General features: G+C 39.5%; 20 protein-coding genes and 1 riboswitch. Of the genes, 5 read left to right on the forward strand and 15 right to left on the reverse strand.

All coding sequences use genetic code 11. The features are described 5' to 3' along the window. Positions 1-92 precede the first annotated feature (92 nt). The 4 genes from GKP30_RS23790 to GKP30_RS15545 form a co-directional block, all read right to left on the reverse strand. A complete protein-coding gene (locus GKP30_RS23790) occupies positions 93-221 on the reverse strand; it encodes a hypothetical protein (protein ID WP_268884692.1) in 129 nt (42 codons plus the stop codon). 48 nt (positions 222-269) lie between these two features. Then, positions 270-363, reverse strand: a riboswitch (cyclic di-GMP riboswitch). A 107-nt stretch (positions 364-470) separates the two neighbouring features. Continuing rightward, positions 471-1,319: a DegV family protein gene (locus GKP30_RS15535; RefSeq protein ID WP_216830374.1), complete on the reverse strand. Its 849-nt coding sequence runs from the start codon at positions 1,317-1,319 to the stop codon at positions 471-473. Positions 1,320-1,653: 334 nt separating this feature from the next. Then, a complete protein-coding gene (locus GKP30_RS15540) occupies positions 1,654-2,361 on the reverse strand; it encodes a response regulator (protein WP_407928625.1) in 708 nt (235 codons plus the stop codon). Positions 2,362-2,438: 77 nt separating this feature from the next. Further along, positions 2,439-3,557, reverse strand: a complete 1,119-nt coding sequence (locus tag GKP30_RS15545; RefSeq protein WP_236035130.1) for a sensor histidine kinase — start codon at positions 3,555-3,557, stop codon at positions 2,439-2,441. A 302-nt stretch (positions 3,558-3,859) separates the two neighbouring features. Here GKP30_RS15545 and GKP30_RS15550 point away from each other — a divergent pair, with 302 nt between their 5' ends. From GKP30_RS15550 to GKP30_RS15560, 4 genes are all read left to right on the forward strand, one after another. Then, positions 3,860-4,495, forward strand: coding sequence for a YigZ family protein (locus tag GKP30_RS15550; RefSeq protein WP_216830376.1), 636 nt, complete (start codon positions 3,860-3,862; stop codon positions 4,493-4,495). Positions 4,496-5,229: 734 nt separating this feature from the next. Next, positions 5,230-7,392, forward strand: coding sequence for an N-acetylmuramoyl-L-alanine amidase (locus GKP30_RS15555; RefSeq protein ID WP_216830377.1), 2,163 nt, complete (start codon positions 5,230-5,232; stop codon positions 7,390-7,392). 125 nt (positions 7,393-7,517) lie between these two features. Continuing rightward, positions 7,518-7,640 carry a hypothetical protein gene (locus tag GKP30_RS23795; RefSeq protein WP_268884693.1) on the forward strand — a complete coding sequence of 41 codons (123 nt, stop codon included), beginning with the start codon at positions 7,518-7,520 and terminating at the stop codon, positions 7,638-7,640. Between the two features lie 824 nt (positions 7,641-8,464). Beyond that, positions 8,465-8,923, forward strand: a complete 459-nt coding sequence (locus GKP30_RS15560) for a hypothetical protein (protein WP_216830378.1) — start codon at positions 8,465-8,467, stop codon at positions 8,921-8,923. Between the two features lie 81 nt (positions 8,924-9,004). Here the strand turns inward: GKP30_RS15560 and GKP30_RS15565 are convergent, their stop codons facing one another. The 4 genes from GKP30_RS15565 to GKP30_RS15580 form a co-directional block, all read right to left on the reverse strand. Next, positions 9,005-9,391 (reverse strand): hypothetical protein, encoded by a 387-nt coding sequence (locus GKP30_RS15565; protein WP_216830379.1) that lies wholly within the window; start codon positions 9,389-9,391, stop codon positions 9,005-9,007. A 98-nt stretch (positions 9,392-9,489) separates the two neighbouring features. After that, positions 9,490-9,696 (reverse strand): hypothetical protein, encoded by a 207-nt coding sequence (locus tag GKP30_RS15570; RefSeq protein ID WP_216830380.1) that lies wholly within the window; start codon positions 9,694-9,696, stop codon positions 9,490-9,492. A 17-nt stretch (positions 9,697-9,713) separates the two neighbouring features. Further along, positions 9,714-10,520, reverse strand: a complete 807-nt coding sequence (locus GKP30_RS15575) for an SGNH/GDSL hydrolase family protein (RefSeq protein ID WP_216830381.1) — start codon at positions 10,518-10,520, stop codon at positions 9,714-9,716. A 144-nt stretch (positions 10,521-10,664) separates the two neighbouring features. Then, positions 10,665-10,838 carry a hypothetical protein gene (locus tag GKP30_RS15580; RefSeq protein WP_216830382.1) on the reverse strand — a complete coding sequence of 58 codons (174 nt, stop codon included), beginning with the start codon at positions 10,836-10,838 and terminating at the stop codon, positions 10,665-10,667. Positions 10,839-11,169: 331 nt separating this feature from the next. Between GKP30_RS15580 and GKP30_RS15585 the strand changes: the two genes are divergently transcribed. Continuing rightward, on the forward strand, positions 11,170-11,631 hold the full coding sequence (locus GKP30_RS15585; protein WP_216830383.1) for a VanZ family protein: 462 nt from the start codon (positions 11,170-11,172) through the stop codon (positions 11,629-11,631). A gap of 88 nt (positions 11,632-11,719) precedes the next feature. On the opposite strand, the gene GKP30_RS15590 is transcribed toward GKP30_RS15585, so the two are convergent. The 7 genes from GKP30_RS15590 to GKP30_RS15620 form a co-directional block, all read right to left on the reverse strand. Further along, positions 11,720-17,644 (reverse strand): Ig-like domain-containing protein, encoded by a 5,925-nt coding sequence (locus GKP30_RS15590; RefSeq protein ID WP_216830384.1) that lies wholly within the window; start codon positions 17,642-17,644, stop codon positions 11,720-11,722. Positions 17,645-17,656: 12 nt separating this feature from the next. Continuing rightward, positions 17,657-18,190 carry a hypothetical protein gene (locus GKP30_RS15595; protein ID WP_216830385.1) on the reverse strand — a complete coding sequence of 178 codons (534 nt, stop codon included), beginning with the start codon at positions 18,188-18,190 and terminating at the stop codon, positions 17,657-17,659. Positions 18,191-18,205: 15 nt separating this feature from the next. Further along, positions 18,206-20,149: a serine/threonine-protein kinase gene (locus GKP30_RS15600; RefSeq protein WP_216830386.1), complete on the reverse strand. Its 1,944-nt coding sequence runs from the start codon at positions 20,147-20,149 to the stop codon at positions 18,206-18,208. A 16-nt stretch (positions 20,150-20,165) separates the two neighbouring features. Beyond that, on the reverse strand, positions 20,166-20,930 hold the full coding sequence (locus tag GKP30_RS15605; RefSeq protein ID WP_216830387.1) for a PP2C family protein-serine/threonine phosphatase: 765 nt from the start codon (positions 20,928-20,930) through the stop codon (positions 20,166-20,168). A 139-nt stretch (positions 20,931-21,069) separates the two neighbouring features. Continuing rightward, entirely contained in the window at positions 21,070-22,293 is a 1,224-nt protein-coding gene (locus tag GKP30_RS15610; RefSeq protein ID WP_216830388.1) for an FHA domain-containing protein, read from the reverse strand. Between the two features lie 442 nt (positions 22,294-22,735). Beyond that, entirely contained in the window at positions 22,736-23,035 is a 300-nt protein-coding gene (locus GKP30_RS15615) for a pore-forming ESAT-6 family protein (protein ID WP_216830389.1), read from the reverse strand. A gap of 36 nt (positions 23,036-23,071) precedes the next feature. Continuing rightward, positions 23,072-23,374 carry a WXG100 family type VII secretion target gene (locus tag GKP30_RS15620; RefSeq protein WP_216830390.1) on the reverse strand — a complete coding sequence of 101 codons (303 nt, stop codon included), beginning with the start codon at positions 23,372-23,374 and terminating at the stop codon, positions 23,072-23,074. Positions 23,375-23,420: the final 46 nt, after the last annotated feature.

The raw sequence follows: 23,420 nt of genomic DNA on the forward strand, positions 1-23,420 counted from the left end.
CTCGGGAACCATCGGCCTCCTTCCCACCCTTCTCCCCGAGAGCAAAATAAAAAAACTCCCGCACAATCATCATGCGGAAGTTTTATCGTTCATTATAAGGCGCCTCCTAGTAGTGCTACTAGAGCTCCGACTAACACGGCAACTACTGGAATGACAACGAAATTCACCATTAGTTGATTTCGTTTTCTTTTTCGTTGAATTTCTTCAGGCGTTGTGTACACGTCCCATACCTCCTTTTATCGCAATTACATCATACGGAGGACGATCAGTTCGGTAACTGGCTGGCATATTGAAAAGAACTCCTTCAATGAAGCCCCTCTAGTTTTGCGTCATCATCTTTCAATGATTTTGCCCTTTTCGTATGATACATTCTATATATCGACAGTATACGACAAAAGGTTTAGGACTTGTAGTGACAAATTTAAAAACAGCCCAATTTTATTTAAATTTATGAACATTTCATGTGTATTTTATCCTACATACCAGCTAATCCCAAGACTACCTTCGCCTAAATGTGACCCAATTACAGGACCAAAGTAGCTAATCCCTACTTCTGCATTTGGGTATTTTGCTTTTAACTCTTCAACGATGTTCTCGGCATCACTTTGACGGTTTGAGTGTATGACCGTAATTTGCGCTGCGCTTTCTCCAGCCACTCCCGCATCCAACAGACTGTAAATCCGCGAGAGCGCTTTTTTCTCAGTGCGAACTTTTTCAAATGGCTGAATTTTTCCATCGATAAAATGAAGAACTGGCTTGATCTTTAACAGACTTCCAACAAATAACTGTGCGGCATTTAAGCGACCACCGCGGTGAAGATGATTTAAATCGTCGACCATGAAATACGCATGCACTTTATCTCTCATGATTTCAAGGTGAGCAATGATTTCTTCTAGATTTTCCCCAGCGTTTGCGAGCTTAACCGCTTCAAGGACAAAATAGCCTTGCGGTGAACAACTGATTTTCGAATCGAAGCCTTTCACTGTAAAATCTTCTACCATTTCCGCAGCACTCATCGCCGACTGGAACGTTCCACTAATATCACTCGATAACGTAATACAAATCGCCGCCTCATAGCCATCACGCTTAAGCTGTTCAAATAACTCAACAAACAGGCCAATCGCTGGCTGTGAAGTCGTCGGCAGCTTTTCTGTTGTTTTCATTCGGTTATAAAATTCGCTCGCCGTAATATCTATTTCTTCTTGGATTGCTTCATCCCCAAAAACAACGTTTAAGGGCACCATTTTAATATTCTTTTCTTGACGTAAGCTTTCTGATAAATACGCTGTACTGTCTGTGACAATAGCAATTTTACTCAACGAAATGACCTCACTTTTATGTATGGTATGTATATATTACGTCATCTGAATTTTCAACAAACGATGATGTCTCTTCTGTTTCGACAAACTTGATCAATATCCCTGCTATAAAATAGGAGGGATAGGTATAGTCACCAACTATCATTACTTAGAAAATAACATCCTCTTCTGGCCAACTTAATATACCTTTCGAGTATTAAATTACTGACTCTATACCTTAACATCGAATTATAAAAGAACTGACGCTTCTCACCTAACAACAAGCTTATCTCGTTCAAAACATAAAAAAAGGCATCTTTGCGCACAGCAAAGCTACCCTTTATGATCCTAATTATTAGCGCACCATAACCCAACCGTTTTTAATGGATTCAACAACGGCTTGTGTTCTATCATTTACATTCATTTTTTGTAAGATGTTACTTACGTGGTTTTTAACCGTTTTTTCACTAATATAAAGTGCTTCACCGATCATTCGGTTACTGTACCCATCTGTCATTAGTTGAAGGACTTCGCACTCACGACGCGTTAGAATGTGAAGCGGCTTGCGGTACTCAACTTCACGGTAGCCAATTTCAGAAGATTCCGCTTCATCTTCATTTGCTAGACGGCGATAGTCTTTAATTAAGTTATGTGTTACTTTCGGGTGAATGTATGCCCCACCTTCACCAACAACTCGTACAGCTTGAATTAGTGCATCGGCATCCATTTCTTTTAATAGATAGCCTGCAGCACCCGTTTTCAAGACATGAGTAACATAGGACTCATCATCATGAATAGATAGGATTAATACTTTTACGTCTGGGTACTTTTGAATTAATTCACGAGTTGCCTCCATACCATTAACCTTAGGCATGTTAATATCCATTAAGATAACATCTGGCTGGTGCTCCTCTACTAGAGCTAATGCCTGTTCCCCGTCTTCACCTTCTGCGACAACATCAAAGTTGTCCTCCATTGCTAAAATACGTTTTACACCTTCACGGAAAAGCTGGTGATCATCGATGATCACGATTTTAATATTACGATCTTTATTCATATACATAGGTTTCACCTCTCATAAACGTTAACTGCTTCTATTACGACTTTGTCATTACATTCACCGGAAAAATTAAAAAAGCTTTAAATAGGTACTTCGATTAGAATAGCTGTACCTACATTAATTTTTGACTGAATGGTCATTGCGCCTTTTAGCATATTGACCCGCTCTTTCATTCCAAGCAAGCCAAAGGACCCTTCTTTTTTTACAGATTGGTCAAAGCCTTTTCCATCGTCCTTAACTATTATTATAACCTTGTTTAGCTTAATTTCAATTTTTACTTGGACCTCTTTTGGTTCTGCATGCTTATAGGCATTTTGAACTGCTTCTTGAACTAAGCGAAATAAGGCAACTTCAAGCCTCGGCTGTAAACGACGTTCTTTTCCAATATTACTAAACCTAATGGCTATTCCTGTACGTTCTTCAAACGTTTTTAGGTATTTAGAAAGAGTAGGTATTAATCCTAAATCGTCGAGTGCCATAGGTCTCAAATCATAAATAATTCTCCGGACCTCTGATAGGGAGGATTTCACCATTTGCCGTAAATCTCGTATCTCAACTAAAGCAGCGTCGATTCCTTTATCTTGGTATGTGCGTTCAATTAATTCGGAGCGAAGCATGACATTGGCTAGCATTTGGGCTGGTCCATCATGAATTTCTCGAGAAAGTCTGCGACGCTCTTCCTCTTGAGCTTCAATGATCTTCAATCCAAACTCTTGCTTCTCTTTTGCTTCTTCTAATTGTTCGCCTAATTGTTGAATGTCACTGGATAAAAAGTTATAAACGACTGACATTTGGCCTACTAATCGTTCAGCTCGCTCTACGGTCTCTCTTAGGGAAACCAAGCGGCGCTCGATCGAGTCTCGCCTTTCTCGTAAACGCATTTCCTCTTGTTGTAAAACGGCTAACTTCACTTGAAATTCATTGGCCGTTTCATAGGCTGCTTTTACTTCTTCTTTACTATATTTATTAAAATTCTTACTCACTTCAGCAAGACGATTTCTCGAAAAACGTGCATGTAGCTGCGTTCGGTCATTCTGTTCAATGACTTGGGCAACTTTTATACGGATTTCTCTTAATTCTTCATTTAAGATTGAAAACTCTTTTCGAGATTGTTCACCAATTCGAAAGACTTGTTCACGACTCTCGTCGACCGTCTCAATCGTTTTCTTAATTATGACCTCTAATTCTGTTTGTGCCAATGCGCCCACCAACCTTAAATTATCTAACAACAGTAATTTGAGAGTAATTAGTCTTTCATATATTATGACACGGATTAGTTCTTCATTATATATGATCATTTTACCATAACTCACCTAAAGGTTAGGGACAAAATTAGCTTACCATTCTAATATTACAGTACTGTTTCGACGATGTGTAAAACTGTGGTATGATTTTTAGACAATATATACCATACATTAGGCTGCAGGTGTGAAAATACATAATACTTTGCGGAAAAATCAATAGCCAACTTAAACATAATGAATATAAAGGTGGGGTTCCATTGTTACTATCCTATTTGACTGTCAAAGGTTATGGGGAACACGAGATCAATATTCAACGTTCCCGATTTATTACTTACATTGATCGAGCAACAACAGAAGAGGAAGCTCTTCAATTTATAGATAAAATAAAGAAAAAACATTGGGACGCAACCCATAACTGCTCGGCTTATCTCATTGGCGAAAACGATGAAATTCAAAAAGCAAACGATGATGGCGAACCAAGTGGGACTGCTGGTGTTCCTATGCTTGAAGTGCTTAAAAAACGCGGTTCAAAGGATACTGTAGTCGTTATTACTCGCTACTTTGGTGGGATTAAACTCGGCGCAGGAGGCTTAATTCGGGCCTACGGAAGTGCCACGAGCGAAGGTCTAAACGCTGTTGGCATTGTGGAACGTAAATTAATGCAAGTCATTCATACGACCATCGATTATCATTGGCTCGGAAAAGTCGAAAATGAACTTCGTCAATCCCCCTACATTTTAAAAGAGATTAATTACCTTGAACAAGTTGAAGTGCAAGCCTATGTTGAAAAACAACAGACCGACTCATTTATTGATTGGATGACCAACTTAACGAGCGGCCAAGCCTCTATTTCAACAGGAGACGTAGAATACCTTGAACAAGACCGTGACTAAAGTCGTTATTGTTCGACAATAACTTTACGGAATTTGTCTCATGCGATAAGATAACTTTAATACTAAATTATTCCTTCATAACTACTATTAACCACTTTTAACCATACCTTCATCAGACTTTAGTCTTGCATATAGACGAGTTGTCTGATTACACAAAAGTTCACAGCGCAGGCAAGCACTTCTTTTCTTATACCATGAAGGCATTTCTCCCTGCCTGTGAATTGCACATAACTCCAGTTTTGAAAGGAGGTCTATGGAATGAAAGATGTGAAATGGGGATCCCCTGTCAGTATTGCTTGCCTGGGAATTTTTCTCGGTGGATTAGGTATTTTTCTCGACACGATTTGGAAGTATTTTCTTAGTTTTGGATAATGATAGATACATATTTGAAAGCGGAAGGATGCGCTGTTCGATCAGCAGTCTGTAATAGGACCCAGAGGTCGCTATTTTAACACTGATGATGCATCTACGGTGACATAAACAATTGGCTTGCCAACACATAGCTCCTAACCTTCACTTCACTTGCACTAACTAAGGCTAAACAACCTCGTACAGATAGCGCTCCAGCTATAACATAACTATGGCACTGGTTAGCAAGCGGGTTAGCAGAGATAACATCTAAACTAAAAAAATAAAAAAAGACACCCCACATTGTTCAATATATTGAACAAAACTATCAATCTTTTAAAAATTTTTAAGAGTCTCTAAAAAATTTTAATAGGAGAGAAACATCTATGGTTAGAAGTAAATGGGCGATCGTATGTTTATGTATTATTCTACTCTCTAGTTTTTACATTGGTTACGATAAACATACAAGTGCAAATCAAAGTCAAATCATTGCTACTGGAACCGTTCAAGCTAGTTCACTGAATGTAAGACAAACTCCGACTACTTCTGGAACTCGCGTCGCCAGCCTAACTCAAGGGGCAACCATTTCTATCTATGAAACGGGTGTTAATGGCAACTGGCTGAAAATTAAAATGAACAATCAATGGGCTTATGTCCATGGGGATTATGTTCGGGTCACTCCTGTTAGCAACTCGTCAAATAACTCAAACAGTAATTCGGGTTCTATCATTGCAACAGGTACGGTCAATGTGAACTCATTAAATGTTCGTCAATCTCCTTCAACCACTAGCGCTCGTGTAGGAAGTCTTTCACGCGGAGCTTCTGTGTCGATCTACGAAATGGGAATTAGCGGAAACTGGCTGAAAATTAGAGTAAATAATCAATGGGCCTACGTCCATGGGGATTTCATAACAATTACGGGAAACAATAATAGCAGCTCAAATAATAATAGTAATAATAACAATAGTAGTTCTAGTTCAATCATTGCAACAGGTGCCGTTAATGTAAATTCGTTGAACGTCCGCCGAACGGCATCGGCTACAGGCACTCGTGTCGGGAGTCTTTCTCGAGGGACGACCATTCAAATCTACGAGCGCAACGTCAATGGTGGCTGGCTGAAAATTAAAATGAACAATCAATGGGCCTTTGTCCACGGTGATTATGTGACCATTAGCTCAAACAATCAAAGTAACAGCGGCTCTTCTTCAAATAATTCAAGCTCAAATGCTTCGAACACCATTATTGCAACTGGGACAGTTAATGTGAACTCACTTAACGTCAGACAAACGGCTGCAACTTCAGGAACTCGTGTAGGTAGCCTTGCCCGCGGAGCAACGGTTTCTATTTATGAGCGAAACGTGAATGGCAACTGGCTCAAGATTAAAATGAACAATCAATGGGCTTACGTTCATGGTGACTATATAACAGTGACTGTGAGCAACAATAATCAAAATAATAATAGTGGTTCCTCAAACAATAGTAATAACAATAACAGCAATACGGTCATAGCGACAGGTACAGTAAATGTCAACTTACTTAATGTCCGTCAAACAGCCTCGGCTTCTGGAACTCGAGTCGGATCTCTTAATCGCGGGGCGACCGTTTCTATTTATGAGCAAAACGTCAATGGTGGTTGGCTGAAAATTAAACTAAATAACCAATGGGCTTACGTTCATGGTGACTATGTAACGATTAGCTCAAGTAATAGTAATAGTGGTAATTCTTCAAATAATAGCAGTAATTCGAATAGCATTGTGACAACGGGTGCAGTTAATGTTACAACTCTCAATGTTAGACAAACGCCATCAACATCAGGAACTCGAGTCGGTGCATTAGCTCGTGGTGCATCTGTATCGATTTACGAGACAAACGTAAACGGCAACTGGTTAAAAATTAAACATAATAATCAGTGGGCATACATCCATGGCGATCATGTAACAGTGACCGTTAATAACAATAGTCAAACGAGTAGTGGATCCACTAATAATCGTGTCCCTTCTAATGCGTTAGCTGGAAAAACGATTGTCATTGACGCAGGCCATGGTGGGAATGACCCAGGTGCAGTTGCTAACGGGTTAAGAGAAAAGGACGTGGTACTTCGTGTCTCATTAGCTCTTCAAAAGAAACTTGAAGCAGCAGGAGCAAATGTCGTGATGACGCGAACAACCGATACATTCGTGTCTGTTAACTCTCGATTTGATATCGCTAACCGAGCAAATGGACATTCCTTTGTTAGTATTCATACAAATTCTTTATCTAATTCACAAGCACACGGTACAGAAACATTCTGGAACCGATCAAACCAGCATGCTGAAAGCCAAAAGCTCGCACAAGTCGCTCAAAAGCATCTGGTCCAACAGTTAAAAACGCGTGACCGTGGCGTCAAAGAAGGAAACTTCGGGGTCGTACGTTACACGAAAATTCCAAGTATCCTCGTTGAACTAGGCTTTATCACAAATCCAAGTGACGCAGCGATGATGAAGCAAGACCGCTTCTACGAAGACGCATCAGAAGCACTCCTAAACGCACTAATCGAATTCCATAAATAAAAATAATTGGTGCCAGGCACCTTTAACGCTTTATTATGTTAAAGGTGCCTGGCACCGTTATATTTACAATTCTTTAGGGAAACCTATTTCATGAAAGCAGTATTTACATTGAGGAGGTTTCCATCATGAAAAAAGAACTAGAACAAGCCGTAGAGCACGCTAATGCAGAAAACCCTACTTCTCGTGCTGGAGGAAAACCGAGCACATCAAAAAAAGAAAAAATGCGTAAATCGAACAAACATAACTAATTGGTACTTTTAGCAACAATGGACGCTAGATAGTGCTCCTTTCTTTTTAGTGAGGAAGGCTTATGCTCATCGAAGCAAAGCACATAAGTCTTCCTTGTATTCGTTTTGAAAACTTTTTTGGGGAATAAATTCTAGCATTACTTGACCCCTCTTTAGACTTAGCTTTTATCACATAATAATTTACATATTGCGTATAATGTCTTTCCTCCATTGGCACCATTTCATTTAAATGACTGCACCTTTCTAGCTAAGTTATACACGCCCCATTCTCCAGAAAACCATCTAATTTCTCTACAACACGGTTCAATAGTACTGTTACCCCACACTATGACCACCAATAATTATTTGAATATTTGTATATTTTATCCTATATGTACCACCAATCTATAAAAATTTCAAAATTTAGTAAAAAAATTGTTTAGTTTCTACTATTTGTATGGTAGAATAATGCTATATAACGAACGAGAAAAATGGAAAATCTAAATTACTAGATTTGAGGTGATAGAGATGCCATTGTACCAATTGAAATCAATCTGGACACCACTATCTTTGATCGGAATTAAGGTGTTTAAGTCTGACGAAGGACAATTATTTATGAAAAATCGCAGAAACGAATTAAAAAGATTGAAATTATTCTTCTAATTTCTATTGGACAATCCACTGTGGATTGTCTTTTCTTTTAACATAAAAATTTATTAATATATCGACTTCCCCACAGACGTTATCTTCCCTTTAAATTTTTCCAACCTCAGCCAATTTGTCCATACTAAATTACAAAGAACGTGAATATGATGGAATAAAACATCTAGACAAGGGGTTTTGGTATGCTCAGAAGAAGAGAACTCCCACCACAACTATTCATCATTATCCCTATTGCTTTAGTAGCAGTGATCATCTTATTATTGTGGCCATCTCAAGCCAATCAAGCGCAAAAAATTGTCAATGAGTTTTATAAATTAGAGCAGCAAGGTCGCTTTTCTTCTTCCTGGGAATTACTCCACCCTGAAATCCAAGGACGGTTTCCTAAGGCGAGCTATATTCAAGACAGGGCTCACGTTTTTATGAGTCATTTTGGGGCAGATACCTTTAAGTATTCTTTAAGCAGTCCAAGTAAGAAACGAAACTGGAAAATCACCAATGATGCAGAGCCAATTGATACGGTTTATAACATAACCGTGACGAAATCGTATCACGGAAAATACGGGAAGTTTTACTTCAAACAAGAGGTGTTCGTTGCTAGAGAAGAGCGGGAATGGAGATTATTGTGGGATTATAAAGATTAAAATTAATTTATTAATAATTGGTGCCAGGCACCACCTCAATGGTGCCTGGCACCAAATTGTTGTTGTTGTTGATCTTTTTCATCAATAATATGGATAGAAATACGGGTATGGATAAGGATATGGGTATGGTGGATAAGGATACGGTGGTGGGACGACGTACGGTAATAGCGCTAGTGCAGTTAATGCAGCCAGAGGAAATTGGCGTCGTCTAAAGCGTCTATACCTTCCTGGATAACCATAACCATATCCATATTGCCGGTCAAATGTTCCTTCTTCACCTTCTCGGTCCAGAACATCCTCGCCAACTAGTGCCGTTATGCTGTCCGCGCCAACGTCTTCAATAATTCCATCATAGTGTTGTCCATCTGTCGTTGAAAAGGTAACGTGGTAATACATGTGCTGCGTGCACTGCTCATGCATCGACGGTGTCTGGTCTGTGGAATAATATTCATGTCTTCCATCCGTCATGGTGTACACCAACTCCTTTCATCACCATACTATTCACTAAATGATTATCCAATTCCAATATATTCTTACATCCACAACATCATACGATCAGGATCGTTTTACATTCTCATATTTATCAAAACAAAAAAAGCTACAAAACCGCCCATTGGCGATCTTGTAGCTTCTTTTTTATTCCCTTTACTGTCAACTAATGTACGTAAGTGCTGTTCAATATCTTTCATTAGGTCCTTTAATTCAATGCCATCTTTTTCGCCTTTTTCATACGCTTCTAACAAAATTGGAAGTAACGGATTGGGTTGTGACATTTGTTAAGTCTCCTAGTCTATTTTTCCCCTACAAAAAACTCTTTCCAAACACTTGCCCAGATTTCATGTCCTTTTTGATTAGCTCGTAAATTTTCTACATAGTTATTGATTTCCTCATCGGTAATATCAGGCCATGCCTCCCAATGGTCTACATACATATATTCATTTTTTAGAGCAAAATCTTTTAATTCCTTAACTTGCTGTAAGTAATATCTCGGCTGAAAAACTGGGTTTGGCGGTTGTAAAATGATCAAGGCTTCAGGAGATTCAGCTATTATATCTGCCAGGATAGTTGTAATATTCGGTAAGGAGACATTCATTCTTATAAGTTCGCTGTTATCATTCAAAATAAAAGGTTCCATAATTAGAACATCTGGTTGAAAATGAACAACGTCTTCATGTAATCCCTCATTAACGACCTCGGATGTCGTTCGATTACCTACCTCAAAAACTTGAATATCTACCATCTCATTGGGATATGTATTTTCGATTTCCTTTACGACGATGTCGACCGACGAAGTCTCAATTTGATCGCTACCCGACATAGCCTCCGAACCGAAAATGGCGATACGTAAACTCTCATTATGTTCTATAGCAATCTGTAATTTTTCTTTGAATTCCTCGTTAATCCCCTCGATTGCTTCTAGGTTAAATACACCTCGTTCATTCTGAATGTTATTGTTAACCTTGGGACTTGTTGCTAGAGTCATAGTCGAATTCGCCTCTTCAGCAATTCCACTTAACTTTTGATCATACTGTACTTTTCCGTAAGCTAATAAGCCAATACAAAGTATAATCATCAATACAAACATAACATTTTTCATAAAAAACTCCTTACATAAATAATCCAAGTCTATTATAACTATTTTCTTACCAAACGTATATAAACTTTGGGACTTTTTATCAAAATTTCATGTTATTTGTCTCTTTGTTATCGAAATCCATTATATATACACAGGATCATCTTCCTATGGCTTTTCTCTTTTAATTGCTGTATCAACTAGGTTGTTTCTGAGTTGGTAGGCTGCCCTTGTTCTCCCGTCGAATTTTCCAAACTGCTTACTATTCGTGCGCGAAACGCTCTTCTTTCGTTCCTTCATTCTCCTAATTTGCCTTTCGCGGACACGATCTCTTCCTTTCATTCCCGCATTCTCCTAATTTTTCCCTCCCACGGGAACGATCCACCCCTTTCGTTCCCGCCTTCTCCTAATTCTTTCCTCCCACGGGCACGATCCTCTCGCTTTCGTTCCCTTATTCTCCTAATTCTTTCCTCTCTCGGGCACGATCCACCCTCTTTCGTTCCCGCTTTCTCCTAATTCTTTCCTCTCGCGGGCACGATCCTCTCGCTTTCATTCCCGTATTCTCCTAATTTTCCCCTCTCCCTATTAATCTCTTTATAAATACTCCCCCCTCCACGTCTTAAATCTCCAGATCGTGTCTAAACTAGGGATAAAAACTGAAAGCTGGAGAATAATGTATTTTTTATTGTTAATGATGTGGATCTATTTAATTATTATTTTGACGTGTACGAAAGATTTTAGTGGATTATTACGAGGTGAAACGTTTTACTTTCAGTGGAACAACCAGCCTGATTTTACGCAGTTTTTCAATATCTCGATCTATATGAGTCCGAGCGTGCCTTTTATGATGCAAAAAGCGGGGCACTTTGTTTGCTTTTTCATTCTTGCTTTTCTTCTCATCGAGGTTTGCAAAAGCATTAGGGTTACTTTACTTATCGGCCTGTTTCTAGCTGCAGCTACAGAGCTGGCACAGCCGTTCTTTTACAGAGAGGGGTTATTTGTTGATATCATGATTAATAGTCTAGGTGTCTTCACCTATGTACTCATTTTTGCGATCGTTAGGGCATTAATTGTCATGAGCATGAGGGCTCAACACAATGGCACGGCGGAAAAAACAAATAGCCACATCGTTTAATTAAACGAGAATACTGCCGAACCATCACGATAACTAGAAAAAAAGAGAGATTGCCATTGGCAACCTCTCTCTTCTTTTAGTGAAGCATTTACTCTTCTCTACTTGGTATTTCTCCTGCTTCGATGAGTTCTTCTTCTACTATTTTTTTCTTTCGTCTTCTGATTAAAATCGTACCTCCCGTAGCGCCACCAAGTAAGCTAATGAGAGCTGCGGCAAATAGAGGTTTGTTTTCATAGAATTTGATGAGAATATGCTTTTCTGCGATTTCAAAAGTGATTTGCGATTGTGTTTCGTTTCCAGCTTCGTCATACGCTTCGACACTGACTTCATATGTTTTCTTTTCATCGAGTGTCGTACGAATGATTTGATAGCCGTTTTCTTCAACGACATCGCCTTTGAACGCTTCACCATTTATCGAAATCTCTCTAAACTTATCATTCGGGTTATCTAATAAAATATCTAGCGCTACCGTTTCGTAGTATCGTCCATTATCAGTAACCCCATTGTAGATGACGTTTGGTGCTGTTAAATCAATGATAAACTCAATACTTAAAGTCTGGATATTACCAGCGCGATCCTTCACTTCAAAGAATAGAACGTGCTTACCTTCTTCCTCAATTGGGTCGCCTATCGTATACGGGTTCCCATTAAGTGTAATCGCAATAATATCGTACGGACTTAAGCTTTCGATGATAAAATCTGGAATTAAGCTAAAGTTAAAGTACCTGTTATTAATCGGCTCTAAAAAGCGGATGATCGGAGCCGTTTTGTCGATCGTGAAGACGATCGTGCGACTCGTTACATTATCAGCTAAGTCGGTAATGACAGCCTTTAGCACATAATCCTGCTCGTATTCCAGCTTCGTTCCACTAGCATATGGTTCGTTGTTAAGTGTTACTGACGTTCTACTTTCATCTAGGTTTAAGTCAGAATACGTGACCATCGGTGTGATGTTTTCATTAAAGTAGCCGTCAACAATTCCTGTAATGTCTAATTCTGGCATCGTTGTATCTAACGTAAAGCTAATGCTTAGCGTCGTTTCATTTCCAGCCTTATCAGTAGCAAGCACTTTGTAATGATAAACCATGTCCTTTGACGCTACAGGAATATTGCCTGCAATGTTCGGTCCGTCGTTCAATGTAACAGATACAATTGTATCTTCACTCTCATCAAGTGCAAACTCTGGCGTAAAGACGCGGTTGATGTACTCACCATCTTCAATGACCCGACCTTCGCCTCTGAATTTCGGAGTGATCACAGGAGCTGTTTTATCGATCGTAAATTGAACCGTTTGCGTTGACATATTCCCCGCTTTATCAATCGCCTCTACAAAAATTTCATACACACCTTCTTGTGAGAAATTGTGATTAAATCTAGCGACTGATTGATTTCCAGAGCCTTTTGCTGCTTCGGTGATCGCAAAGCCTCCAACAGGATAATTGTTGCCGTCTCTTGTTACTCGGATCGTATTTACGTCAAGGTTAACATCTCTGATCGTTACATTGACTGGCTTATCAACATTGTAATACTCACCGTTGTCTACACCAGAAATTTCAATCTCAGGGTTTACCGTGTCGATCGTAAATTCGATACGTTCTGTGATTGGGCCATTTCCTGCTTTATCGGTTGCTGTCAGCGCGATCGTATAGAACCCATCTTCTGTGAAGTTGTGCGATAAGCTCGATACTTTGCCTGTGTTTCTCCAAGTACCCATAGAATATGGTTGATTATTTTTCATCACCTGTAAATCAACCGTATTTGTTTCGAAGTAAAATTCATCAACAGAAACGGTTACGCGTTTCGCTGTCGGGTTGAAGGAGTTGTTTTCTACACCAGCTATTTTTAAAACAGGTGCGGTGCGGTCGATCACAAACGTTAATTCTTCTTTTGCATAGTTGCCTGCGCGATCGGTTGACTCCCACTTGATTGCATACGTTTCCTCTTTCGTAAACGTATAGCGGCCATTGGTTAGATCCGCCATTCGCACTACCTCGGTCGTGCCTGCATTGACATGTCTAATCGTCAACCTCGTATTCGTTTCGTTTAAGTTCGTATCTCTTGCTTTGAATGTAGCTGTTACTCGGTTGTTATTATAATGCTTGTCGTCCTCTAGACCTTCAATCACCAGATTTGGCGCCTTTGTATCGACAACGAATGTTAAAATTTTGCTTGATTTGTTTCCAGTCTTATCCTCGGAAACGACGCGAATCGTGTACACACCATCACTATACTGTCCCGTTTCTCCCGTAGTAATCGGCAGCGTTAACGTTGATCTCTTGCCGCTATTTTCCCATTGGTTGTTAAAGCGGGAATCTCTGAAGCTGTCGTCCCCTCTTTTCCTGACGGTTATGGAGACGTCATTCATACTGAAATTCTCTTCCTCAACAGCAACTGTAAGCTTACCGTTTTGGATATACATACTTGGTGTACTTTGATGGTCACGCCCGTTTCGGTCGACACCTGTATATTTCTTCCCGTCATGGTCTTCACCAGTAATCGTAATGTTCGGAGCAACGTTATCGACGATGAACGTTAACGTTTGGCCAACGGCTTCATTGCCTGCTCGGTCCGTTGCATTAATAGTAATCGTATACTCCCCATCTGCGTAGCCACTTCTGCTATCGATCGGCAGCGTTAACGATGACTTTTTCCCGTCATTTTCCCATTGCTCTCTAAAGCGTGGATCTCTAAAGCTGCTGTCGCCTTTTTTCGTAACTCTAAACGTCACATTGTTTGTACTAAAGTTTTGTTCGTCGACCTCGACTGTCAACTCCCCATTTCGGATAAACATATTTGTCGGTCTCGTTTCATTAACACTTCCGCCCCTGTATGTTTCTCCGTCCTGGTCTTTTCCTGTCAGCTTAATTTCTGGTCGTGTCGTATCAATAATAAACGTTAGCGATTGGCTCACAGCTTCATTTTCTGCTGCATCTGTCGCCTTAACGGTAATCGTATACTCTCCATCCTCGTACCCACTTGCCCGATTCACTGGGAGAGTTAGCGTTGAATCTTTCGAGCTATTTTTCCATTGGTTATTAAAACGGTTATCTTCGAAGCTGCGGTCACCTTTTTTCTTAACCGTGATGTCGACCTGATTCGTACGATAATTCTCTTCTTCGACTTTTACAGTCAGCTTACCATTTTGGTTAAACATGACCGGTTTTTTATCATCAACAATATGACCTTCTGTAGTAAGCGTAATAACTGGCTTTGTATTATCCAGATAGAAAGTCAGTCGTTCACTCACTTGATTTTCTGCCTTGTCTGTTACGTTAACAGCTACGGTGTACTTTCTGTCTGTAAAATCTTCTCGGTTAAAATCAAGCGTCAGTTCGTAGCTCGTTTCTGATACTTGATTCCAATCAACATCCGGGAAGTGCTCGGTGAAGCTTTTGCCATTAATCGTGACTGACTTTTCCTTCAGATGAAGCTCATCGACTAATACCGTAACAACACCTTTTTGAATGTACATACTAGGTTTTGACTCATCACTGTCATCAATGCGGTCACCATTATGATCGACCCCTATCAGCTTAATATCAGGAACAGTTTGGTCAATCGTAAACTGGACTAACTCTTGTAAGGCTGCCCCATCTTCTGGGTTCGAGTGCCCGAGCTGATCAGTCGCACCCGCATAAATGACGTAGGTACCGTCAGTTTTGAATGATTGTTTAAGCTCTGCGATCATGTTATCGCCGCTTAAGTGGTTCGTTCTTTTTCGAGTGAAAGCGTCTGTATCGTCCTCTTCAGGTACGTTGATCGAAATATACGCTTCACCATCTTTTGTTACTTTTATTGCCGTTTGTTCTTCATCGAGAGTAAGATCTTCAATCGAAATTGTGACATTTTTTGCTTCCGCATAATACTTATGTCCAGCCAGCGTATCTAAACCACTTACTTTTATCGCTGGTTTTTCGGTATCAATCGTAAAAATAAACGGCTCTAGTTCCACGGTTTCTTGTTTGTTTCTACCATTGCCTCGACCTTTACCCTGATGATTTCCAACGCTATCAGCAGCACTAAACTGAACTTCATACACACCGTCATCTGCAAAAGGATACTCATAAACGATCGCATTTTCCGTTACAGTCTTTGTTAACTGTTCACTATCTAAAGTAAGATATAGAGAAGCTTCGCTATCCTGCAGATCTTGCTTTAAGACCGTTAATTCAATCGTATCTTCATCGATATTATTGTCACTAACTGTAAAGCGAACGACCTTGTCTTGTTTAAATTGATCTTTGTTGTTAATGTCTTTTTCTTCGTCTCCATCAACGTAAGTAACAGACAGTGTTGGCGGATCTCTATCTAGCGTAAAAGCAGCAGATTTCTTCGATTCCTTCTCAAAATAATCCGTAGCCTCTACGGCAATTTCATACGATCCATTTTCCTCAAACGTATACTCAAACGTTGCAACCGACTTCATCTCATTTAAGTGAAGCGACGGCGAACTGTCCTTTGAAACGTTCAAATAGTCTTTACCATTTTTCGTGATCGATACTTGTGTCTTCGCTAAATCAAGAGTGGCATCCTCAATCTTGATCTTTACTGGGACTCCATTTTTTGCTTCTTCTGCGTTATACGTGTTTCGTAAAGCGGTCCCGTTACTGTCGATCGTAAGCTTTGGTGCCGTTTTATCAATTGTGAAGTTGGCTTTTGTTTCCTCGTTTGCACGGTTTCCAGCCTCGTCCGTCGCATTGAACGTCAGTTGATAAATACCTTCTGCTTTAAATTCATAGTCAGCTGTCAGGCCTTGACCATCTTCTGTAGCCGTCCATTTTAATCCGTTTAACTCATACGGCTGTCCATCTTTCGTAACCGTTACATCGATCTTGTTTGCACGAATATTTTTATCGATTACTGTTAATCCCACTTGTTGAGCGAAATTGTAAATGGTGTCGCCGTTATCGTTCGGATCTAGGCCAGCGATTGTAAGCTTTGGTACTGTTCCATCCACGGTAAAAGCAATCGGACCTAACGCTTCATACGTGTTTCCATTCTTATGTGCCTCCGTTGCCGTTACTGTTAACTCGTAGTCACCATCTTCGGTGAACTCATGCTTCCAAGTGGCCGTCAGCTTGTCGTTGGATAGAGTGAAAGCCTGCTTATCTTTTAATGTGAAGGCTTTTCCATCCTTCAGTGCTTCTATCGTTGCACTGGCGAGTGGAACTTCACTCGTGACGGTAACTTCAACTTCTTTTGGTGCGAAAATTGCTTTGTTATCAGGGGATGCGACTTCTGGCTCGCCCTTACTAATAGTGAAGACTTTATTTTGGACTGTTTCGTTTCCAGCTTTGTCTTTAACGATTACGTTTACTTCATATTGACCACTTTTCGTAAACTTGTAGTTTAGTAGATACGTGTCATTTCCTTTTGCTTGAAAGCTTGGGAGGTCGCGGTACTCAACACCGTTTCGAGTTACAGATACATACTTCTCGTACACATGCTGCTCTTTAACTGTTATGCCGATCGCGACGTCACCCTCTGTATATGCCTCGTCCTCTACACCCTTAATTTCCACTTCTGGAGATGTAGCATCACGAGTAATTGTAAACCGGTGGGCTCCAGGTGGAAGTCCTAACTCATTTTCTTCTATCGCAATGGTGATATTGTATTGACCATTGCTGCCATCAGCAGGCGCTGGTATCGTTACTCGATAGTTCCCCGCTTGATCGACTTTGTTGATCGCTAAGTCGGCATCGGCATATTCTGTTTTTCCAAACTTCGCTTCTACCGTGAACGGCCGATCTACGTCAGTGTCGATTTTCGTATTTAAATTGAGGATAAAGCTAGGAGGGGTTTCATCTGTAAACCACTCTTTTTGAAAAGCTTCCTTTTCCATGTTCCAGCTATCCGCCGTTCCTTGATTTCCGTTGACGTATTCGACAAACATTCCATCTACTGAAAAAGCTTTATTATTAAATAAAATGAACGATACTATTAATAATGCTAAGACAGGAATGGTTACTAAAAACTTATTCTTTTTATAACCATCTACTATAGTTGCTACCATGACCTTTCCTCCTTATTTAATTTTTAAATCTGAGTGTACGACCATAACATCGACGAGCTTTTTAAAATCTTCCTCGGGCTCCGCTTCTTCTAATACTTCAGTTTCCGCCAAATCCTCTTCTAAGATCGCTGTTTCTTCGATGTCATTACTTAAGATCGTTGTCTCTTCTAAATCATCTTCTAATAAAGCGGTTGTTTCTGGATGGTCATGTAGCAAAGTTGTCGTTTCTAAGTGATTTCCGTTTAACAATTCTGTCGATTCGAGGCCACCTAATAATTCGGTTGACTCTACCTCATCACTTAATACTTCTGTTGTACTAGCTAACTGTGGATTCGTATCCGCTTTTTTTCGCAACTTAATTTGACTTGTCGTCTGTTTTTCCTCTTTGTCAAAACTAAACCTGTTGCGATTTTTTTTATACTTTTTAAAACCAAATAAATCCTCTAAAACTTCTTTTATTTGAAACTTAATAAAAATAATAATAGTTATGATTAGTGTTATAATGGCTCCAGCCAGTCCACCATAAAACATGAGTTGGTAAGTCAACTGCTGTGCACCCCCTTAATTACCTAGTGCATTTAAATTGTTTAGCCTTCTTGTTAATCGATTAAAACCTTCATTACTATCTGCTTCTTCTAAGGAACCAGCTTGCTCGTACACACGCTTTGCTTCTTTAAAGTTACGCTTACCTTCTGATTTATTTTGCTCGATGTCGAGTAATAAATTGGCTAACCTTACATACGCATCGATGCTGTCTGGATAATGACTGATTGCTAATCGATACTGTTCAATCGCTTGGGAGTTTTCACCCATTTGTTGATAGATGACACCAATCCGTACGATTGCCTCCTCTAGGTTTTGTACGTCTAGCTCAATAATATTGTGGTAATGCTCAATTGCCTGTAAAAAGTCTTCTCGCGCACTTTCAACGTCAGAAGAATTAATCGCTCGACTATGGTAAGCTTGTGCTAATTTATGCTCAAAATCATATTCGTACGTATAGATGAGGCGGTCATCACCAATTCGTTCTAAAATACCATAAGCATTATTGATCAGTTCGATGATCAATGTGTTAGCACCTGGGATCTGCCCTTTATACGAACCGTATATGTTGGCTAACGAATGGTAGTTATCAATTTTCTTTACTCCATTCGGCAACCCATCTGTGTATACCGTAAATTCGTACAGTTCCTCTGTAAACACTTCATAATCAATATTCATATTGCCCATAATCGTCGCTAACGTTTTATAGTAGCGAACGTCTGGTATTTCATTTTCATTCACTTGTTGGAAGAAACGTAGAGCCGTTGTGTAATCTCGCTTGTAGTCAAAATACGTCATCCCGACTTTAAACAAGATGCTGTCGTTAGAGTTAATGCGCCCGTAGTTGTCATTCATATAGCTTTGGATCTTCGCGAGACCAGCCTCTACTTCCCCTCTATTAATATAAAGATCGAGTAAATTGATATAAGCCTCTGGTCTTCTTCGATCGACATTTGCAATCGCATGTTCAAGCAGTTCTATTGCTTTTGTTTCGTTCCCATCTATTAAATAGCGGCTCGACTGATTGACGAGATTCATATAATCCTGGAATTGATCATTTTTAATTCCCGAATAGCCGATAGATGACGTCGTTGTAAACCCGATGAATAAAACGAGAGGGATCAAGAAAAGGTTTAATTGCTTAAATAACTTTTTACGGTAGCCTTCTGTTAGCTTATTAATATTTTCCAAATCATATAAAAGCTCTTCACACGACTGATAGCGATCATTCGGTTCAGCTTCGGTACATTTGGCAATAATATGCTCAAGTCCTTCAGGTAAAGACGGATCCCAATGCCTAATCGGTTTCAACTCCGAATCGGCTTTCGATTTACCCGTGACTAAATAGTAGAGAGTCACACCTAAACTATAAATATCAGACCGTGCGTCTGTTTGTCTTCCTGAAGCTTGTTCTGGAGCAGCATAGAGCTTCGTCCCTAATACAGTCGTATCAGATGTATTCTCGGACTTAAACTCTCGCGCAATGCCAAAATCTATCAGCTTGATTTTTCCTTCTGGGGTGATCATGACATTATCGGGCTTCATATCTCGGTAAATGATCGGGTTTGGCTTTCTCGTATGCAAATAGCCTAAAACACTACATAGCTGCTTTCCCCAGTCGATCACATCGTTTACAGGGATCTTCTTCTCCCGTTTCATTCGTTCTTTAAGAGATTCACCTTCTATGTAATCCATTACAACATAGATATCACCTGTTGATTCAATGATGTCATAAATCTTTGGCAAAGCCCCGTGGTCTAGTTTTTTCAGCATATTCGCTTCAGCTACTAAACTATTAATTAACAGTTCATTGTTACTGTTACCACGCTTACGAATATCTTTTACGACTAACGATTTATTGAGCCTGTTGTCCATTGCTAAATAAACGACACTCATTCCGCCGCGGCCGACTTCTTTTAAAATTTCATAGCGATCATCTATGACACTACCGATCTTAATCATATGCTCACCCCCATATCTATGTTAGTTTCGTTAATAAGATCGTGATATTATCTTTTTCCTTACGTGATTTAATTAAATCTACTAACTCAACCACTTTCTCTTTCATCTGATTTTCATCAATCAGATTTTCAGGGGCAAGGTGTTGCCAGATTTCACGCTCTGATATTTTATGATAAAAACCGTCTGAACATAGCATATACGTTGTATCCGCTTCAACCTCACCAGTCGAAATGACGACATCAAGGTTTTCGGTAGCACCGACACATTGTAAGAGAACGTTTCTCCGTTTATCGACCTTCGCTTGTGCTTCGGTAATATTGCCGCGCTCCAGCTCGCGCGCGACTAATGTTTGGTCTTTCGTTAGCTGTGTTAGCTGATCATTAATCGTGTAAGCTCGACTATCGCCTATTTGTACTAAATAGTACTTTTCGTGCACGACGAGAAATGCCGTTAACGTTGTCCCAAGTCTTATTTTAGACGCTTCACCATACATGAGAATTTTTTGATTACATTCTCTTACCTTTTCCTCTAAAATGAGTTCAAGACTTTCGTTATGATCAGCTTTGAGTAATTCAGGCAACTCCCCATCGAACCACTCTGCCAGGCTGCGGACAACAGTCGCGCTCGCTAATTCCCCGTGGGAAAGTCCTCCCATTCCATCACAAATAATAAAAAGGCCAACTGGTCCTTGAGGAGTTATTGCTGTTTTGATTAACAGGGCGTCTTGGTTCGTCTGCTTACGTAGACCTATGTCCGTATGGTATGTCGTTAAAAAAGCCACCTATTTCACCACCTATCTAGAGGACGTTCAAAAAGTCTGGGGAGTTTGCTTCTGTGTTGCTCAAGTATTAAAAGCATACTCGCAGGTACTCCGCCTCGAACTTCTCTAATCTTTTTGTCCCCCTTTTTGAACACGCACTTTAGAATAATTTAAAAATATATTCTTCGTTTCCGAGCTTGATTTGATCATCATGTTTAATTTTCACTCGCTCATATGCTTCAAGCTTTTTATCATTGACATATGTCCCGTTTGTTGACTTATTATCTTGGATAAAGTATTCTTCATCCCCAATTAGTACCATCGCATGAATACGGCCAACGACTCGATTTTTCGATACATAATCCACTTTGTTTGGATCACGGCCAATCGTAAACTCTCGTTTCGTGATGACTACTTTTTCATTCGTAGCAGGGAGAATGAAATAAGGCTCTGGTATTTCTTGATAGCCTAGAGTAGTTGTTGCTTCGTCTTCATCGTCGCCAGCATCAGGCTCGCCACCTAAAACCGTCGTTCCTTCTTCTTCAATATCTTCACTATCAATGATATTTTCTTGAACAAACGGCGTAATGTTAATAGAAGTCACACCTAAATTAGAATTGTCCACATAAGGTGTGTTTTCATCTAGCTCTGTGCGGGTAATTCGTTTGTATTGAACTTCTTCTTCGATTTCTACCTTCGGACTTTTTTTCTTATCAATTTTTCTTGTTCGATATTCTGTAGTCGACACACCATCTACAACCGTCGTCTTAATTTCTTCGTCACTTCCTGGTCTGTAGAAGTTATCGTCTGCTTTTTGTTGATCCTCTGAAAATGCTGCTAAAATTTCCTTTAACTCAGCAAAAGAAATGTCCTCAACTGTTGCTAAGTAGTTTTGTAACTTTATAAAGAAGGCCATATCATCTTCTTCGTTATAAGGAGCCATAAATAACATATGCTTTAAAAACTGTTTAAGAGTGATTTGCTCAAAGTTGTTATGTTTCAATGGCATGTACAAAAGTACTAATCTATTTGAAAAGCTATCAATATACATATACTGTTCATTCAGTACAAAATGATCAAGGTTTAAGCTGTTTCTTTGTGCTTCCATTAATGTTTCAATCAATTCACTTAAGCATTTTAGTAAACGTCCTTTAGTGACCATGTCCGATAAATAGGTCTTTAATGTTAGGTCCGAAACTAAATCATAGCGAATAAAGGTTTGTTCTTTTTCTTGAGTAGAAGCACATGGGACCAAACCAGGGATTTGCTGATTTTGTAGTAGTTCAATCGTCTCTAAATGGACGTCGTCCGTATTAATAACTTTATAAAATAGAAATTTAGAAATACCATAACTCTCTATACTTAATTCAAGTTGGTTAATCATAGCATTCGACTCCATAACTAATATTTCAGCCTGTGAAATGCACCTAATGATAAATTTTTCCAATCGAAAAATATACAATCAGGCACCTCAAACCACTGCACATAGTTCATTGTAAAATAAACGGACTATATAATATAGTGGAAAAACGAGGAGTTAGACCTTATTGCCTAGATTTTCGTTTTCTTCACATTTCACCTTCGCTAAAGTTAAGACTTTAAGACCCCCTGATATGGAAGGATTCTAGTAGGAAAGGTCCAGTGATGCGTGGTCGATGATGTTAAACAATTTACCAGCGAAAACCAGTGTATACCAAATGATGTAAACGGAGCTATTGTTGTGAGGTTATGGCTCGTAGATTGTTAACAGCTGAATAAAATGTTGATCTTAGGCTCATGCACTGAGCCTAAAATCAACGTGACTATTGATATGCTTTTACACAAGCTTATTTAAACGCATTCGCATTATTGTTAATTGCTGTTTCAGCAGCGTTATAGTTCGTAACCGTGTTATCTAAAAACTTAGCATAGCTTTCGACCACTTGGTTATACTCATCGAAGCGAGGACTTAACGCGTTAAATTTTGCTCGAACGGTATTCGAAGCATCACTATCCCACGTTTGTGCTAAATTGTTCATTTCCTTTTTAATGTCTTGCAGGTTTGACGCCAATTGGGCGTTTAACGCTCGAATTTGTGACGAGGTTTTACTTACCTCGGCAAGTGAAATTTTAATTCCATCAGCCATTTCATCCACCTCCATTGTAATAGCTATTTATAAGTATTAGTTCGTTAACCTTCTTGCATGGTTAATAACTTCGTTTTGTGTTTCGCGATACGTCTTCGCACTTAATCGTAAGTACTCCGCATATTGCTTCATAAGAGTCGCCATCTTTTGAAAATCATCAGTAAATCCTTTGATTTGTGTTACGAACGCTTGGTTATCAGTTCCTTGCCAAGCCGCTCCCATTCCATCTACTTCAGCATAAAGCTGTCTGTAAATTCTTTCATAATCAGCTGCTTGTTGCTCAATGCGAGCTGCAGTTGTTTCTAATACTGCTGGTTCAACTCTAATCGTACGTGCCATGTCTTCTCACCTCCTTTATAGAATATAAGAGTTTGCTAGGTTTTAA

Source organism: Alkalihalobacterium elongatum (genome assembly GCF_019024285.1).
GTDB lineage: Bacteria > Bacillota > Bacilli > Bacillales > Bacillaceae_F > Alkalihalobacterium > Alkalihalobacterium elongatum.